At 73.2% G+C, this 15233-nt stretch carries 13 protein-coding genes; 8 read left to right on the top strand and 5 right to left on the bottom strand.

Going from position 1 to position 15233, the window contains the following annotated elements; all coding sequences use genetic code 11:
- Window positions 1–204 precede the first annotated feature (204 nt).
- The 3 genes from D3A59_RS12365 to D3A59_RS12355 all read left to right on the top strand — a co-directional run bounded on the left by D3A59_RS12365 (window position 205) and on the right by D3A59_RS12355 (window position 3934).
- Window positions 205–1902: a SagB/ThcOx family dehydrogenase gene (locus D3A59_RS12365; RefSeq protein ID WP_119155245.1), complete on the top strand. Its 1698-nt coding sequence runs from the start codon at window positions 205–207 to the stop codon at window positions 1900–1902.
- A 153-nt stretch (window positions 1903–2055) separates the two neighbouring features.
- Complete coding sequence (locus D3A59_RS12360; RefSeq protein ID WP_119155244.1) at window positions 2056–3093, top strand: RNA methyltransferase; 1038 nt, start codon at window positions 2056–2058, stop codon at window positions 3091–3093.
- Window positions 3094–3364: 271 nt separating this feature from the next.
- Window positions 3365–3934, top strand: a complete 570-nt coding sequence (locus tag D3A59_RS12355) for a hypothetical protein (protein ID WP_157991511.1) — start codon at window positions 3365–3367, stop codon at window positions 3932–3934.
- 25 nt (window positions 3935–3959) lie between these two features.
- On the opposite strand, the gene D3A59_RS12350 is transcribed toward D3A59_RS12355, so the two are convergent.
- Complete coding sequence (locus D3A59_RS12350) at window positions 3960–4967, bottom strand: SDR family oxidoreductase (protein ID WP_119155242.1); 1008 nt, start codon at window positions 4965–4967, stop codon at window positions 3960–3962.
- 346 nt (window positions 4968–5313) lie between these two features.
- Between D3A59_RS12350 and D3A59_RS12345 the strand changes: the two genes are divergently transcribed.
- Window positions 5314–6528 (top strand): GGDEF domain-containing protein, encoded by a 1215-nt coding sequence (locus D3A59_RS12345; RefSeq protein WP_119155241.1) that lies wholly within the window; start codon window positions 5314–5316, stop codon window positions 6526–6528.
- A 36-nt stretch (window positions 6529–6564) separates the two neighbouring features.
- On the opposite strand, the gene D3A59_RS12340 is transcribed toward D3A59_RS12345, so the two are convergent.
- Together D3A59_RS12340 and D3A59_RS12335 are read right to left on the bottom strand one after the other, a co-directional pair.
- Entirely contained in the window at window positions 6565–7416 is an 852-nt protein-coding gene (locus D3A59_RS12340) for a 3'-5' exonuclease (RefSeq protein ID WP_119155240.1), read from the bottom strand.
- On the bottom strand, window positions 7394–8320 hold the full coding sequence (locus D3A59_RS12335) for a DHH family phosphoesterase (protein WP_119155239.1): 927 nt from the start codon (window positions 8318–8320) through the stop codon (window positions 7394–7396). The genes D3A59_RS12340 and D3A59_RS12335 overlap by 23 nt, the downstream gene beginning before the upstream one ends.
- 278 nt (window positions 8321–8598) lie before the next feature.
- Here D3A59_RS12335 and D3A59_RS12330 point away from each other — a divergent pair, with 278 nt between their 5' ends.
- A complete protein-coding gene (locus tag D3A59_RS12330) occupies window positions 8599–8823 on the top strand; it encodes a hypothetical protein (RefSeq protein WP_119155238.1) in 225 nt (74 codons plus the stop codon).
- Window positions 8824–8893: 70 nt separating this feature from the next.
- The gene (gene glpD / locus D3A59_RS12325) at window positions 8894–10510 is read left to right on the top strand and encodes a glycerol-3-phosphate dehydrogenase (protein ID WP_419187253.1); all 1617 of its coding nucleotides are present in this window, start codon (window positions 8894–8896) and stop codon (window positions 10508–10510) included.
- Between the two features lie 27 nt (window positions 10511–10537).
- On the opposite strand, the gene D3A59_RS12320 is transcribed toward glpD, so the two are convergent.
- A complete protein-coding gene (locus D3A59_RS12320; RefSeq protein WP_419187252.1) occupies window positions 10538–10867 on the bottom strand; it encodes a thioredoxin family protein in 330 nt (109 codons plus the stop codon).
- Window positions 10868–11191: 324 nt separating this feature from the next.
- On the opposite strand from D3A59_RS12320, the gene D3A59_RS12315 reads away from it, so the two are divergent.
- Window positions 11192–12385 carry an MFS transporter gene (locus D3A59_RS12315; protein WP_240636039.1) on the top strand — a complete coding sequence of 398 codons (1194 nt, stop codon included), beginning with the start codon at window positions 11192–11194 and terminating at the stop codon, window positions 12383–12385.
- Between the two features lie 161 nt (window positions 12386–12546).
- Window positions 12547–13089 carry an ankyrin repeat domain-containing protein gene (locus D3A59_RS12310; protein ID WP_119155235.1) on the top strand — a complete coding sequence of 181 codons (543 nt, stop codon included), beginning with the start codon at window positions 12547–12549 and terminating at the stop codon, window positions 13087–13089.
- Between the two features lie 10 nt (window positions 13090–13099).
- On the opposite strand, the gene D3A59_RS12305 is transcribed toward D3A59_RS12310, so the two are convergent.
- Window positions 13100–14938 (bottom strand): glycosyltransferase, encoded by a 1839-nt coding sequence (locus tag D3A59_RS12305; protein WP_119155234.1) that lies wholly within the window; start codon window positions 14936–14938, stop codon window positions 13100–13102.
- Between the last annotated feature and the right edge of the window lie 295 nt (window positions 14939–15233).

The raw sequence follows: 15233 nt of genomic DNA, 5'->3' as shown, positions 1-15233 counted from the left end.
CGCTGTCGATCGAGTCCGCATCCGCTGCTCCCTGGCCGCCCGGCCCTTCGGGCGGACGACAGGCATGGCGGCAACGCGCATGCCCGTGGGCGGCGCGACCGCTCCGGGACGGCCGCGATCCCGCACGCTTGCGAGGGGCGCCCCGGCACGCGGAAGATGGTCCGAGCGCAGGCGCCGACGGTGCCCGCTTCCCGGAGGAAATGCATGACCCGCAGCGCAAGGCAGGACGAGGCGCCGCCACCGGCACCGCCGCCGGACGAGGCCGCGGCCGAATTGACGGTGGTGGCCTACCACGAGCGCACCAAGCACCACTTCCACCGCTACGCCGCGTCCTCGCCGCGGATGGACTGGGCGACGCAGCCGAATCCCTTCCGCCGCTTCGACGGCGCGCCGCTGCTGCCTCTGCCGCTGCCCGCCGAGGGCCGGTCGCTGCCCTACTGGCAGCTTTACGTCCCGGGCGTCGTGGCGCCGGCGCCGCTGGAAGCCGGCAGCCTCTCGCTGTTCCTGCGGCTCGCGCTGTCGCTGACCGCATGGAAGTCCTTCCAGGGCACGCGCTGGGCGCTGCGGGCCAACCCGTCGAGCGGCAACCTGCACCCCACCGAAGGCTATCTGCTGCTGCCCCCGCTCAACGGCGTCCTCGACCGAGCCGCGCTGCACCACTACGCGCCGCAGGAGCACGGGCTGGAGTGCCGCGCGGAGTTCGACCCTGCCGCCGGCGCGGCGCTCGCGCAGGCGCTGCCGGCAGGCGGCTTCCTGGTCGGCCTGACGTCGATCCACTGGCGCGAGGCGTGGAAGTACGGCGAGCGCGCCTTCCGCTACAGCCAGCTCGACACCGGGCACGCGCTGGGCGCGCTGCGGCTCGCGGCGGCGGCGCTCGGCTGGGGACTGCGGCTCGCCGGGGACGGCGCGGGGCTCGGGCCGCGGCTGCTCGGGCTCGACCGCGACGCGGATTTCGCAGGCGCGGAGCGCGAGGACTTCGAGCTGCTCGCGTGGGTGGGGCCGCGTGTCGATACCTGCCCGTCCCTGGGCGGCTTGCCGCCGCCCTCGATCTGGCAGGGCCGCGCGAACCGGCTGAGCCCGCGCCACACCTTCGACTGGCCGGTGATCGACGAGGTCGCCGCGGCGAGCGCCCCGATGCGGGCGGCCGGGGACGAGGACGCGTGCGGCTTCCCGGCCGAGGAAGCGCTGTTCGACCCGCCGGTGCGCGAGGGCCGGCTGAGCGCGGAGCGGGCGATCCTCGGCCGCCGCAGCGCGGTGGCGATGGACGGCGCGACCCCGATCCCCGCGGCGGCGTTCTTCCGCATGCTGGCGCGGCTCGTGCCGCAGGGCGATCGCAGCGCCCCGCCGTGGGACGCGCTGTCCTGGCGGCCCCGCATCCACCTCGGGCTGTTCGTGCACCGGGTGGAGGGGATCGAGCCGGGTCTCTACGCGCTGGTGCGCGACCCTTCGCAGACCGCGCGATTGCGCTCGGCGATGCGCCCCGGCCTGCGGTGGCAGCGCCCGCCCGGCTGCCCGCCGGGGCTGGACCTGTACCTGCTGGAGGCGGGCGACTGCCGCGCGAAGGCGGCCACCGTCGCCTGCCGGCAGGAGATCGCGGGCGACGGCGCCTTCAGCGTCGCGATGCTGGCCGACTACCTGCAGAGCATCGCCGCGCGGGGCGCGGGCTTCTACCGGCACCTGTTCTGGGAGGCGGGCCTGGTCGGCCAGCTGCTCTACCTGGAGGCCGAGGAGGCCGGCGTGCGCGGCACCGGCATCGGCTGCTTCTTCGACGACCCGGTCCACGAGGTCTTCGGCCTCGCGTCGCGCGACTGGCAGTGCTTCTACGCCTTCACGGTCGGCGCGCCGGTCGAGGACACGCGGCTGAGCACGCTGCCCGCCTATCCGGCGCCGCCGCAGGCGTGACGCGGCGCACGCGCGGGCCGTCTGCGCGGCGAACGTCGCGCCCCGCTTGCCCCCGCCGCGCAATGCGGCGCGCGGGCTTGCCTACACTGCGCGCCTCGGCCCCCGCGGCCGGCCGGCGCCGGGCGTGGCGCCGGCACCCGAGTCCCACCACCGATGCGCATTGAACAGATCCGACAGCGCCTGCGAGCGGCAGGCGCCAAACCCGTGCACGAGCAGCGCGTGCTGCGGCTGTGGGCCCAGGCCCTGCCGCAGGACAGCGGCCGCCGCCGCCCCGAGGACTTCCTGCCGCTGGAGCTGCGCGAGACGCTGCCCGCGCTCGCCGACGAGCTGCGGGGGCTGGCGCGGCTGCGCTCGCAGCATCCGGGCGAGGACGGCTCGGCGCGGCTGCTGGTGGAGCTGGCCGACGGCCAGACGGTCGAGAGCGTGCTGTTGCCACGCGAGGGGCTGTGCGTGTCGACGCAGCTGGGCTGCGCGGTGGGCTGCGTGTTCTGCATGACCGGGCGCAGCGGCCTGCTGCGCCAGCTCGGCAGCGCCGAGATCGTCGCGCAGGTGGCGCTGGCGCGCGCGCAGCGCACGGTGAAGAAGGTCGTCTTCATGGGCATGGGCGAGCCGGCCCACAACCTCGACAACGTGCTCGAGGCGATCGAGCTGCTCGGCACCGCGGGCGGCATCGGGCACAAGAACCTGGTGTTCTCGACCGTCGGCGACGCGCGCGTGTTCGAGCGGCTGCCGCAGGGGCCGGTGAAGCCGGCGCTGGCGCTGTCGCTGCACTCGACCCGCGCCGAGCTGCGCGCGAAGCTGCTGCCGCGCGCGCCGCGCATCGCCCCCGAGGAGCTGGTCGAGCTGGGCGAGCGCTATGCGCTTGCCACCGGCTACCCGATCCAGTACCAGTGGACGCTGATCGACGGCGTCAACGACGGCGACGAGGAGCTCGAGGGCATCGTGCGGCTGCTGCACGGCAAGTACGCGCTGATGAACATGATCCCGTACAACTCGGTGCCCGAGCTGGAGTTCCGCCGCCCCTCCTGGGAGCGGGCGGCCGAGATCGCGCGGCGGCTGCACCGCCGCGGCGTGCTGACCAAGCTGCGCCAGTCGGCCGGGCAGGACGTGGATGCCGGCTGCGGGCAGCTGCGCGCTCGCGAGATCCGGCTGCACCCGCGCCCTGCCCCGGCCGGGACGGCCGGCGGCTGAGGACGCGGCCGCCTCCCTCCCGCACGGGCCGTACGCCCCTGCGCGCCCGCTCAGGGTTTCCTCTGCTATCCGCGGCGCCGGCCGCCGCCATCGCCCCCCTCGCTCTCATGGGTGGAGCTTGTGGCGCGCCGGATGGCCCGCGACAGTGGGCGGCATGGGCTTGTGCCGGCGCCGCAGATGCGCTCTCCTGAGGCGGGGGCCTCCCCATGGCGGAGGTCCCCCCGAGCCCGGAAGGCGCGCGAGCGGTGCCGGGCAGAACGGAGGCAGACGCATGAGCAGCAGTACAGCGCATCGCCGTCGGGACGTGCCGCGTGGACGGACCGTCCTGATCGAGGATCGGAAGCCGCAGCAGCCCGCGGCACCGGGACGGCCGCAGGGGCGGCGCCCCGCTCCCCGCGCCCGGCCGGTGATTGCGCCGCCCGCGCGCGCCCTGCGCCCGGCCGGCGTCGCGGTGGCGGCGCTGTCGGCGCACGGCGTGGTCCCGGCGCGCGAGTACGCGCCGGACGATGTGGCCGAACGCCGCAAGGAGGCGAACGAGCTGTGGGTGGTGCTCTTCCTGTTCGCGCTCGTCGCGCTCGCGGTGCACGGGGTGCTGAAGAGCGGGCGCATGCGCCAGCTGCAGGAGCTGGCCAGGAGCCTCGCCTTCCTCGCGAGCGCCTACCTCGCCGGCTTCTTCTTCCTGGCGAGCGTCTCCGCGGTCGCGCGCTTCCTGCACCTGCTGCTCGGCGTGGAGCGCGAGACCTCGGGGCTCATCGCGGTGCCGATCGGGCTGGTGCTGGCCTGCTGGATCTACACGGCCTACGAGAAATGGCGCGCACAGGAGTCGCCGCGCCGCAAGTAGCCGGGAGTCGCGGGGGCGGGCCGCCTCAGTAGCGGCGCCGGGACGCGGGCATCAGCGACGCGGCGAGGTCACCGAGGCCGCGCACCGGGTTCCACGCCGAGGGGTGCAGCGTCACGCGCGTGTAGAAGCTCGACTGCAGGGGGCGGCCGAAGTCGTCGCCGCGCTCCCGCCCGCCGGCCATCGGGCGGTGCAGGTTGCCCTGGGTGGGCGGCACGGCCTGCGGTCCGAGCTGCGCCTCGAACAGCGCCGCCTCGCTGATCCAGTCGGTCACGCGCGGCGCGTGCAGGCCCACCGTGCTCGCGAGCAGCCCGGAGCCGCCGACGTAGACGTCGCGCACCGGGTGTTGCGCGGCGTGGCAGATCGCGTGCGCCGCCTCCTCGGGCGCGTAGATCGGCGGCGGCAGCCGCAGTCGCCGGCCGGTGAAGTTGGCCGCGTGCTGCAGCAGCGGCGTGCCGATGGCGGCCGGCTTGATCAGCGTGATCGAGATGCCGGCGCACTCCTGCTCCAGCTCGACGCGCAGCGTCTCGGTGAAGCCCTTGATCGCGTGCTTGCTGGCGCAGTACATGCCCTGCAGCGGCCAGGCGCGGTCGCCGGTGATGCTGCCGACGTTGACGATTGCGCCGCCGCGGCCGCGCAGGTGGCGGGCGGCAACCAGCGAGCCGTTCACCATGCCCCAGAAATTGGTCTCGAACAGGCGGCGGTGCTCGTCTTCCGGCACCTCCGTGAGGCGGCCCCAGATGCCGACGCCCGCGTTGTTGACCCAGGTGTCGAAGCCGCCGAAGCGCTCGATGGCGGCCTGCGCGACGCGCTCGACCTCGTCGCTGCGGCCGACGTCGGCCGCGGCCGCGAGCACCTGCCTGCCGCCGGGATCGATCTCCCGCGCGATCGCCTCCAGCGCGGCGGGACTGCGCGACACGATCACGACGCGGGCGCCGAGCGAGACCGCGTGGCGCGCCGTCGCGAGGCCGATGCCGCTGGACGCGCCGGTGATCACCAGCGTCTGCTGCTCGAGCGGTTTGAGCGTCACTTGCATGGTCGGGCACCTCCTGCGGCACGCAGGCCACGGTTTTCGTCCGCGGCCCGGTGCCGCGTCCGGGAGGGCGAGCACGCCTCGTTCCCGGCCCGCGGCCGGAACCCCTCGCTGCTGCGGCAACCCGCATGCAGGGGAGATCGGGCCGAAGGAAAAGACGGCTCCCCCGATCACGCAGGGGAAATACCCCGGGTTTTCATGGAGACTTTCCACTGATCGCGTGCATGTAATCTCGGGATTCCCTTCCCAGCCGCGGGCTTCGTGAATGAGGTGATCGATGTCCGGCACGGCCGGAGATCCGGTTCGGCAACACCTGCTCGGAATACGCACGGCATGAAGATTCTCTTTCATGCCGAAACAAATGAACCTCGCTGCTACACGCCGGCATCTGTCCGCCCTTTTCTCGCCGGGAGGAAATTCTCTTTACCTGCTGATCGCGCTGGCGGCCCTGGTGGGCGTGACCGTGATGACGGTCTATCGTTCCGGCACCACGATCTCCCTCATCGAGCGCCAGAACGAGATCAACCGGGTTCTGCCGCGACTCCAGGAATTGCGCATCGACCTGCTCGAGGCGGAGACGGGACAGCGGGGTTTTCTTCTCACCGGTCGTCCGTCCTACCTGAAGCCCTATCACGAGGCGCTGGAGGATCACCGACCCAAGCTCGCGGCGCTCCAATCCCTGCTGCGCCACGACCCTGCGGAGCAGGAGCGGCTCGCCTGGATCGAGCGGCTGGTCAGGCTCAAGCTCGAGGAATTGGAGAAGACCGTTTCCCTGTTCGAGCAGGGAAACCGGGAGGCCGCGCTCGCACTGGTGCTGAGCGACGAAGGCCTGTCGTACATGGATGACCTGCGTACCCTGCTCGGCGACTTGAGCGCGGGGCTGGCGAGGGAGCGCGACGCGATCTCGTACCGTCTCGCGCAGGATGCCCGCAACACGCGGGAGCTGATGATCGTCGGGGCGCTGCTGCTGCTGCTGTTCGCCTCGATGGCGCTGTCGCAGTTGGCGGGCAGCCTGCGCGCGAACATGGACCTGGTGAGCCGGCTGGCCGCGGAAGCGACGCACTGCCCGCTCACCTCGCTCTACAACCGCCGCCATTTCGACGTGCAGCTGAACCACGAGTTCGCGATCGCCGCACGCAACGGGCATCCGCTGGCGCTGCTGTTCCTCGACCTCGACGGTTTCAAGAAGGTCAACGACGAGCACGGGCACGAGGCCGGGGACCGCCTGCTGCAGGCCGTGGCCGCGGAGCTGAGGAAGACCGTGCGGGAATCGGACGTGCTGGCCCGCCTCGGCGGCGACGAGTTCGCGGTGCTCGTCGTCGATGGCGCCGACGACGAGCACCGGCTCGCGGGGCTCGCGCAGCGGCTGATCGAGTCCCTGCACAAGCTGCGCGCTACTCCGGCATGGCGCTCCATCGGCGTCAGCGTGGGGATCGCGATGTACCCGAAGGACGGCGAGTCGGCGACGGCCCTGCTCGGCGCGGCGGATCGCGCGATGTACACGGCCAAGCGCGAGGGCAAGGGGCGGGTCGCATTCGCCGGTGGCCTCCCTGGCGCCCGCTGAAGCCGGCCGGGGCGCCGGGTGCGTGCCGGGCAGGGATCAGCCCCGCCGTGCCTCGTCCGGAAGGATGCCGCGCAGCATCGCGGCCACCAGGGAGGCGGTGTTGCAGGCGTCGTCGAGCCCGCTGTGCTGGCGCCCGTCGAACGCGAGCCCGGCCATCGCCACCGCCCGCGCCAGCCCGGGGCCCTTGCGCCCGAATCCGAAGTACGCACCGGCGATGTCCTTCACGTCCACGTGGGTCCATGCCGAGAAGGGGTTCTCGCAGCCGCTGGCCAGCGCCTGCTGCGCCAGCTGCTGCCGGTCGAAGTCGCCGTAGGAGCCCCAGCTCGTCCAGCGGTGGCGCGCGTGCAGCTTCCGCACCGCCTGCATGCACTCGGCGAAGCCCGGCGCCTGCGCCACCTGCTCGGGCCGGATGCCGGTCAGCTCCGTGCAGTAGGCGCTCACGTAGGAGCGCGGGTCGGCGGGCCGCACGTGCAGCTGCAGCCGCTCGACCACTTGCAGCGAGCCGCAGTCGAGCACCGCGAGGCCGATCTCGAGGATCTCGCGCGGCAGCCGCTTCGATTCCTCGCGGTCGCGGTAGCAGGTCGCCTCCAGGTCCACGAACGCGACGCGGCCCTGGGCGCGCAAGGCCAGCAGGCTGCGCAGCAGCTCGGCGCGCCGCTGCAGCAGTGCCTGCATGCGGCGCATGTAGGCCCGCACGAGCGGGTCGGACGCCGCGAGGGGCTGCATCAGCGCCTCCAGCTCCTGCAGGCTCAGCGCCTCCGGGTCGATCGCGCGCGCAGTGGCGTCCGGCAGCGGCGCGCTGGTGGCAAGGGCCTGGCTGCGCTCCGGCTCCGGCAGCCCGCCGCCCCCGGCGGGAATCCCGGCCTCAGGCAGACTCGGGCGATGCATCGAAGCGGCCCGACAGCAGTTGCGGCAGCCGCTGCACGGGCATGCGGAAGCCGCTCGCGTTGGGGTGCCCGCCGCCGCCCAGGCTCTCGGCGAGCGGGATGGTGTCGAAGGCGCCGATCGAGCGCAGGCCGGCCTTCACCTGCCCGGCGCCGTCGACGCACCACATCAGCCCGAAGCTGCCGCAGCGCTCGGCGAGCAGGTGGCCCACCTCGCTGTGGAAGGCGGGCGGTGAGTTGACCATCAGGCCCGCCTGCCCGTTGAAGACGAGCGGCGCGGCGGCCTCGGCGATGTCGCGCGCGAGCCGCCGGAACTTCTCGTCCATCGCCCGGCCGCGCGCGGCGAAGGCCTCGAGCTGCGCCGCGTCGAAGCGCAGGATCTCGGCCCAGCGGCCGAAGTCGAGCGGCTCCATGTCGAGCGCTGCGAGAAAGCCCGCGCTCTCCGGGAAGGCCCAGCGCCAGAGGTCACGGTCCTCCACGTACTTCACCAGCGCGGGCAGCGGCCGCTGCGGGTGGAAGTACTCCCAGGCCAGCCGCGCGCCGGACTTCTCCAGGTCGAAGTGCAGCAGGCCGCGGCCGCAGCAGCGGAAGCCGTGGAGCCGGTCGGCGGCGCTGCGGTGATGGTCCAGCAGCACGAGCTTGTGCGCCTGCGCGTCCAGGCGCCGCATCGTCTCCGGGCCGAAGGCGAAGTCCAGGATGTAGACCGCCCGGCCCTCGACATCCGGCGGCTCGCGGCCGTGATCGAAGGGCTGGTATTCGGCGCGCTCGCCGAAGAACTCGTGCGCGGCGAGCGCCGCGGCGAAGCCGTCGGAGCAGCGGGGGCCGTGGTGGATCACGAGCGGCCGGGGATCGTCGCGCTCGGGACGCAGCGGCCAGTCGGAGGCGGATGGGGTCGTGCTGGACGTCATGGATGGGTGGGGAAGGAGCGATGCCGCGGCCGTCGACCGCGGCGGGATCCCGACTGTAGTACGCCCGCCGAGGCCGGGGCGGCACGAGGGGCCGCGGGCGGGCCGGCCCCTCCCGTCCCGCCCCCCGGGTCCGGGGGCGGTGGGAAACCCCGGATTGCCGCTCGAGTATCGGCAGGCGCATACCTGAGGGCGTGAAGCCGCCCGTCGCGCGCAGTGCCCTGCACCGCGATGCGTCGGCAGGCCGTCCCGGGAAACCGTCCAGGAATGCGAGGAACGCGATGCCCGACACCGGTTTTTTCCTGCTGTTCTACCTGCTGCCGCTGCTGGTCTCCGCCGGGGCGAGCTGGATGGAGGCCCGGCAGCAGGGCGCGCCGATGCTGGCCGGCATGCTGTTCTCGGTGCTGCCGGTGATCAACATGGTCTACGCGGGGGGATGGCTGCTGCTCTCGGTCTGCCGCCCGCTGGATACGAGGCTGCGCCGACGCCTCGACCGCGCGGTCTGAGCCGCACGACCGGCGCAGCGCGCAGGGTCGCCGTGGCGGCATCCTTCGCGCCTGCCGGAGCACGCCTCCCGTGACCGAGCTCCCGTCCCCGCACCTGCTCGCCGGGCTGCCGGCGTCGGGCTCAGACGGCCTGTCCTGCGACGTGCTGGTCGTCGGCGGCGGCATCAACGGATGCGGCATCGCGCGCGACCTCGCCGGGCGCGGCCTGTCGGTCGTGCTGTGCGAGCAGGACGACCTCGCGCGGCACACCTCGTCGGCGTCCAGCAAGCTGATCCATGGCGGGCTGCGCTACCTCGAGCACGGCGAGCTCGGGCTCGTGCGCAAGGCGCTGGCCGAGCGCGAGGTGCTGCTGCGCAGCGCGCCGCACCTGATGCGGCCGCTGCGCTTCGTGATGCCGCACGAGCCCGCGATGCGTCCGGCCTGGATGATCCGCGCCGGGCTCTTCCTCTACGACCACCTCGCGCGGCGCGAGCTGCTGCCGGCGTCCGAAGGCATCGACCTGCGCCGGCACCCGGCCGGCGCGCCGCTGCAGCGCCGCTTCGAGCGGGGCTTCGCGTACTCGGACGTCTGGACCGACGACGCGCGGCTCGTCGTGCTGAACGCGGTGGACGCGGCGGCGCGCGGCGCGCGGGTGCTGAACTACTGCCGCTGCGAGCGCGTCGCCTGCGTGGGCGGCGCATGGCAGGCCCGGCTGCGCCACGCCGACGGGCGCACGGTGTCGCTCGCCGCCCGCGCCCTCGTCAACGCGGCCGGCCCCTGGGCGCGGCAGTTCCTCGCCGAGCAGGCCTCGCTGCCCCCGGCGCGCGGGCTGCGGCTGGTGCGCGGCAGCCACATCGTGGTGCCGCGGCTGTTCGACCACGGCCACGCCTACCTGTTCCAGAACCCCGACCGGCGCGTCCTCTTCGCGCTGCCCTACGAGCAGGCCTGGACGCTGATCGGCACCACCGACGTCGAACACCAGGGCGGGCCGGGCGAGGCGGTGCGCCTCGATGCCGGGGAGCTGGACTACCTCTGCCACCATGCCAGCCGCTGCTTCGCGCGCCCGGTGCGGCCCGCCGACGTGGCCTGGAGCTTCTCGGGCGTGCGGCCGCTGCTCGACGAGCCCGGCGCCCCGGCCCAGGCGGTGAGCCGCGACTACCTGCTGGAGATGGAGGTGCATGCCGGTGCGCCGCTGCTCAACGTCTGGGGCGGCAAGCTCACGACCTACCGCCGGCTCGCCGAGGATGCGGCCGGGCGCCTGTGCGCGGCGCTGGGCGTGCGCCGGCCGGCCTGGACCCGCGACGCGCTGCTGCCCGGCGGCGACTTCCGGGCCTGGATCGGCGAGCCCCAGCGTCCCGACGCGGACCTCGCGCGCTTCGCCGCGGCGCTGCTGCAGGCGCATCCCGAGCTGCCGGCGCCGCTGCTGCAGGGCTGGGCCCAGCGCTACGGCAGCCGGGTGGCGCTGCTGCTGCAGGAGGTTGGCCTGGGCCGCGAGGTCGCCCCCGGCGTGCGCGAGGCGGAACTGCGCTACCTGCGGCGCCACGAGTTCGCGCGCCGCGCCGAGGACGTGCTGTGGCGGCGCACCAAGCTCGGGCTGCGCCTGGATGCGGCCGCGCGGGCCGCGGTGGAGCGCTGGTGGTGCGAGCACGAGGCGCAGGATGCGGGGCCCGCCGCGCCCCGGCGGGTGCCGGAGACGACGGTGAGCTGAGCGGGCCGACCGGCGGGCGCCGCCCCGTCAGCGCGGGTCGATCTGCGCGAGTGCCTGCCCGATCGCGCCGGCGTCGCCCGGCCGCACCAGGCGCGCGACCTCCTGACCCTGCTTCATGAAGATCAGCGTCGGCCAGAGCTTCACGCGGAACGAGCGCCCGAGGGGCCGGCCGCTGCCGTCCTCGATCTTCAGGTGGCGCACGTCCGGGTGGGCGGCGAAGGCCTCGGCGATCAGCGGCTGCACGGCACGGCAGAAGCCGCACCAGGCGGTGCCGAACTCGATCACCGTCGGCTCCTGCAGCGCATCGATCTCGGCGCGCGGGGGCTCCCGCGTCTCGTAGTCGGTCGTCATTCCCATCGTCGGTTCTCCTGCGGCAAGGACCTCTTGCACCCAGCAATCGTGATACCGCAGCACCGCGGACCGCAAGGGGTGCGCCCCTGCCCGCGCGCGCCTGCCACCGGCCGGCCGCGCACTCCGCCGCATCCCGCTGCACGGATCGGGGCAGCGGCTTACACTCGCCGCCCGTCTTCCGAAGCCCTGCCGGGGCCGCGCCGCAGTCGCACAAGGATTGCGCCGGCACCGCAGCGTCCCCCCCTTCTCCAGATGCAGTCCCCGCACCCGCAGCGCGCCGCACCGGCGCCGGTCCCCTCCGCTCCCTCCGCCCCGGCCGATCCGCCCCGCGTGCCCGCAGGCTCGATCGTCTGCCTCGCGCTCGCGGCCTTCGGCAGCGGCGTGTCGCAGCGGCTCAACGACGCGCTGCTGCCGCAACTCGGCGCCGAGTTCTCGGTCACGCTGGGCCAGGCGGCCCAGGTCACCAGCCTGTTCGCGATCGCCTACGGGCTGGCGCAGCTGTTCTTCGGCCCGCTCGGCGACCGCTACGGCAAGTACCGGGTGGTGGCCTGGTGCAGCGCGGCCTGCGCGATCAGCACGCTGCTGTGCGGCCTCGCGACGGACTTCACGCTGCTGCGGCTGCTGCGCGCGCTGTCGGGCATCACCGCCGCGGCGCTGATCCCGCTGGCGATGGCCTGGATCGGCGACGTGGTGCGCTACGAGGAGCGCCAGCCGGTGCTGGCCCGCTTCCTGATCGGACAGATCCTCGGCGTCTCGGCCGGGGTGTGGATGGGCGGCTTCGCGGCGGACCACTTGAGCTGGCGCGCCCCCTACCTGCTGCTGGCCGCGCTGTTCGCCGCGATCGCCTTCGCGCTGTTCGCGCTGAACCGCCGCCTGCCCGCGCAGGCCAGGGCGACGCGGCGCGGCAGCGGCTCGGCGCTGGGCCGCATCGCGTCGGACTTCGGCCATGTGCTGGCGGGACGCTGGGCGCGCGTGGTCCTGGTCTGCGTGTTCCTCGAGGGCATGCTGCTCTACGGCCCCTTCGCCTTCCTCGCCTCGCACCTGCACGATGCCTTCGGGCTCTCGCTGTCGCTCGCCGGCACGGTGGTGATGCTGTTCGGCTTCGGCGGCTTCGCCTTCGCGCTCGGGTCGCAGCGCCTCGTCGCGGGCCTGGGCGAGGTCGGGCTGGCGGGCTGGGGCGGCGTCGTGATGGCCGCCTCGCTGCTGCTGGTCGGCCATGCCCCCGCGTGGGAGTGGGCGGTTCCCGGCTGCTTCGGGGCCGGGCTCGGCTTCTACATGCTGCACAACACGCTGCAGGTCAATGCCACGCAGATGCGGCCCGAGCGGCGCGGCGCGGCGGTCTCCGCCTTCGCGTCCTGCTTCTTCCTCGGCCAGTCGGCCGGCGTCGCCACCGCCGCCCTGCTGGTCGAACGGCTCGGCACCGCGCCGGTGATCGCCGCCGGCGCGCTCGGCCTGCTCGTGCTGGCGCTCGCCTTCGCGCGGCTGCGCTCGCATGAGTTGCGGGGAGCGGCGGCGGCATCCTGAAGCGCGCAGGCCCCGGAGCCGGCGCGAAGGCGCGCCGTTTGCCCGGAGTCCGGAACCCGTCGCTCGCGGAGTGCCGCGTTCCGGAAAGATCGCTCCTGCCTCCCTTTGCACCGGGCGCCCGCAGGCCCGGTTTCCGGCAGTTCACGCTCACGGAGCCCTTCATGCAAGACAGCCGACGACACGACGTGCCCGAGCTTCCCGCAACGCCGGACGCCGAGACCCTCGAGTTCGCGCAGGCCGTGTTCCAGCTCGCGCGCAACGGGGACGCCGGCCGGCTCGGCCCGCTGCTCGAGCGCGGCCTTCCCCCGAACCTCTGCAACCACAAGGGCGACAGCCTGCTGATGCTCGCCAGCTACAACGGCCACCTCGAGGCCGCGCGCGTGCTGCTGGTCCATGGCGCCGATCCGGAGATTCGCAACGATCACGGCCAGACACCGATCGCGGCCGCCGCCTACAAGGGCGACGCGCCGATGGTCCGGCTGCTGCTCGAGCACGGCGCCGATGTCGAGGGCGCCTCGCCCGATGGCAAGACGGCCCTGATGCTCGCCGCGATGTTCAACCGCACCGGGATCGTCGAACTGCTGGTCGCCCACGGCGCGGACGTCGGCGCCTGCGATGCCAACGGCGTGAGCGTGGCCGACGCGGCACGCCGCATGGGGGCGCCGGACACGCCCGCGCAGCTCGAGCGCCTGTCGGCGGCCTGAGCTCCCCTCTTCAGGCGCCCTTCCCGGCGATGACGGTGCGGAAGAAGTCCACCAGCGCCGGGACATGGTGGTCGAAGCTGAAGAGGTGGCGCTGCGCCTGCACGCGCTGCTGCAGTTCCTTCATGCGCGCCGCGTCGCGCAGCGTCTGCGCCAGGTCGTCGAAGTCCCGGTAGAGCACGCCGGTGCCGAGTCGCTCGCAGAGCGTCTGCGTCGCGACGATCGAGCCCGGGTTGGCCTGCTGGATCATCGGCAGGCCGGCCACCGCGAGCGTCGCCATGCGCGCCGGGTAGTTGAGGTCGTCCCAGTTGGCGCGCCGCAGCTCCCCCTCGTTGACGCTGCGGAAGGAATGCAGCCATCCCGCGTCGTACCGGGAGAACTCCTCGACCCAGCGCGACTGGTCGACGTTGGCATGCAGGTGCAGGTGCCGCGGCGCCAGCGTGCGCGTCTTCTCGATCCACTGCCGCCACTGCCCGTGCGTGAAGTCGCCGTAGAAGTGCAGGTGGATGCCGCGCTCGGCGAGCGCTGCGACATCGGGTGGATGCAGCCCGATCGGCCGCCCCGGCACCACGGTGTGGATTTCGCCGTCCGCGGCAGACAGCCGCAGGCTGAACGGGCCCTCGAACCAGTCGCGCTTGGGCAGGTCGCCGTCGAGCACATGGGTCGGACGATGGGCCGACAGGCCCGGGACGACGGTGTCGAACCAGTCGCGCATCTCCGGGCTGCTGAAGATCTGCCCGTCGGCGCGGCGGTGCAGGTCGACCAGCTGCGGCCAGGTGCCCTTTTCAAGGCAGATGAAGGGCCCTTCCTTGAAATGCCAGACGAAAGGCACCTCGCCCGCGGCGCTCATCACCTCGTGCGCGAAGGGCACGGCTTGCCAGTTCAGCAGCGCGTAGATCAGGTCGGGCTTCAGTTCGCGCAACGCGCGCCGCCAGTCGTCGCGCGGCAGGTCGCGCACGTGGCCGAAGGGCAGCGGACCGACGGTGTTGTACCAGTACGGCTCGCGCATCCACAGGCCATGCAGCTCGTGCCCCTGCTCCTCGAGCGCGAGCACGCGGTCGGCGTTGTAGGCCAGCTCGCCGACGAGCAGGATGCGCAAGCGCTCTTGCGCCGGAGGGGTGTCGGCACGCTCGCGCAGGCGCCGGTACTGGCGCGGCTCGTCGATCAGGTTGCCGACCGTGGTGTGGAAGCGCAGCGGCGTGCGGACGCGGTAGTGGAGTCGGAAGGGATTGATGCCGCCGATCGGCTCCTGCATCAGCTTGTGGCGCTGCATCGGATGGTCCACCCATTCGCAGCTCACACGCCCGCTGCCCAGGAACTCGCCTGTCTCGCGCAGGCGCGCCCAGTACAGCCGCTCCAGGTCGTCGGATTCGATCTCCTCCCGCTCGATCCAGCGCAGGTCGGTGCGGCGATGCATGCACTGCACCAGCTGCAGCGGCTGGCTGGGCGGCCGGTCCGGCACCTCACGGTTGTAGTGGTGACGCACCCCGGAATGGGCGAGCACTGCCTGCGGCTGCGAGTCGAGCAGCTCCTTGAGGCTTTGCAGGTGGTCTCGGTAGTAGACGTCGTCGCTCGGCAGGTAGGCGACGAGCGGGGCCTGCGCCTGTGCGAGGCCGTGGTTCAGCGCATGGCCGAGGCCGTTCTCCGGGATACGCAGGTAGCGGATGCGCGGGTCCTGCAGCCACGGCTGCACGGCCTCCGCGGTCGTGTCGCTGTGGCTCGCATCGACGACGAGCAGTTCCCAGTCGGCCAGCGTCTGTGCCTGCAGGCTGTCGAGCGCGCGCCGGATGAAGGCGGCCTGCTCGTAGGTCGGCATCAGCACGCTGACCGAAGGAACGTGCGTCGCTTGCATGTCTTGCTCCTTGTTGCGGACGCAGCGCTTGGTGCAAGGCAGGTGCCCAGGGAGGGCGAATGGGGGTGCTGCTCAGTGGTAAGCGAGGTGCTTGCCCGCTGGGACGGCGCACGAGGCCGTAGGGCGTGCCGGACGGCCGGAAGAACATGCGGCATGCGTTGCTCCCGCGGCCCAGGCGCGGGACACGGGAGGTCGAGGAATGCGCCGCCTGACGCGTCCGGAAGCGAGGTTTCTGCGCCCCAAAAGCAAAACCCCCGACCGCCAAATGGCGACCGGGGGTTTGGGTGTAATAGCC

This window comes from Caldimonas tepidiphila, assembly GCF_003569765.1.
Classification (GTDB): Bacteria; Pseudomonadota; Gammaproteobacteria; order Burkholderiales; family Burkholderiaceae_C; genus Caldimonas; species Caldimonas tepidiphila.
This window is presented reverse-complemented; position numbering and strand designations above follow the sequence as displayed.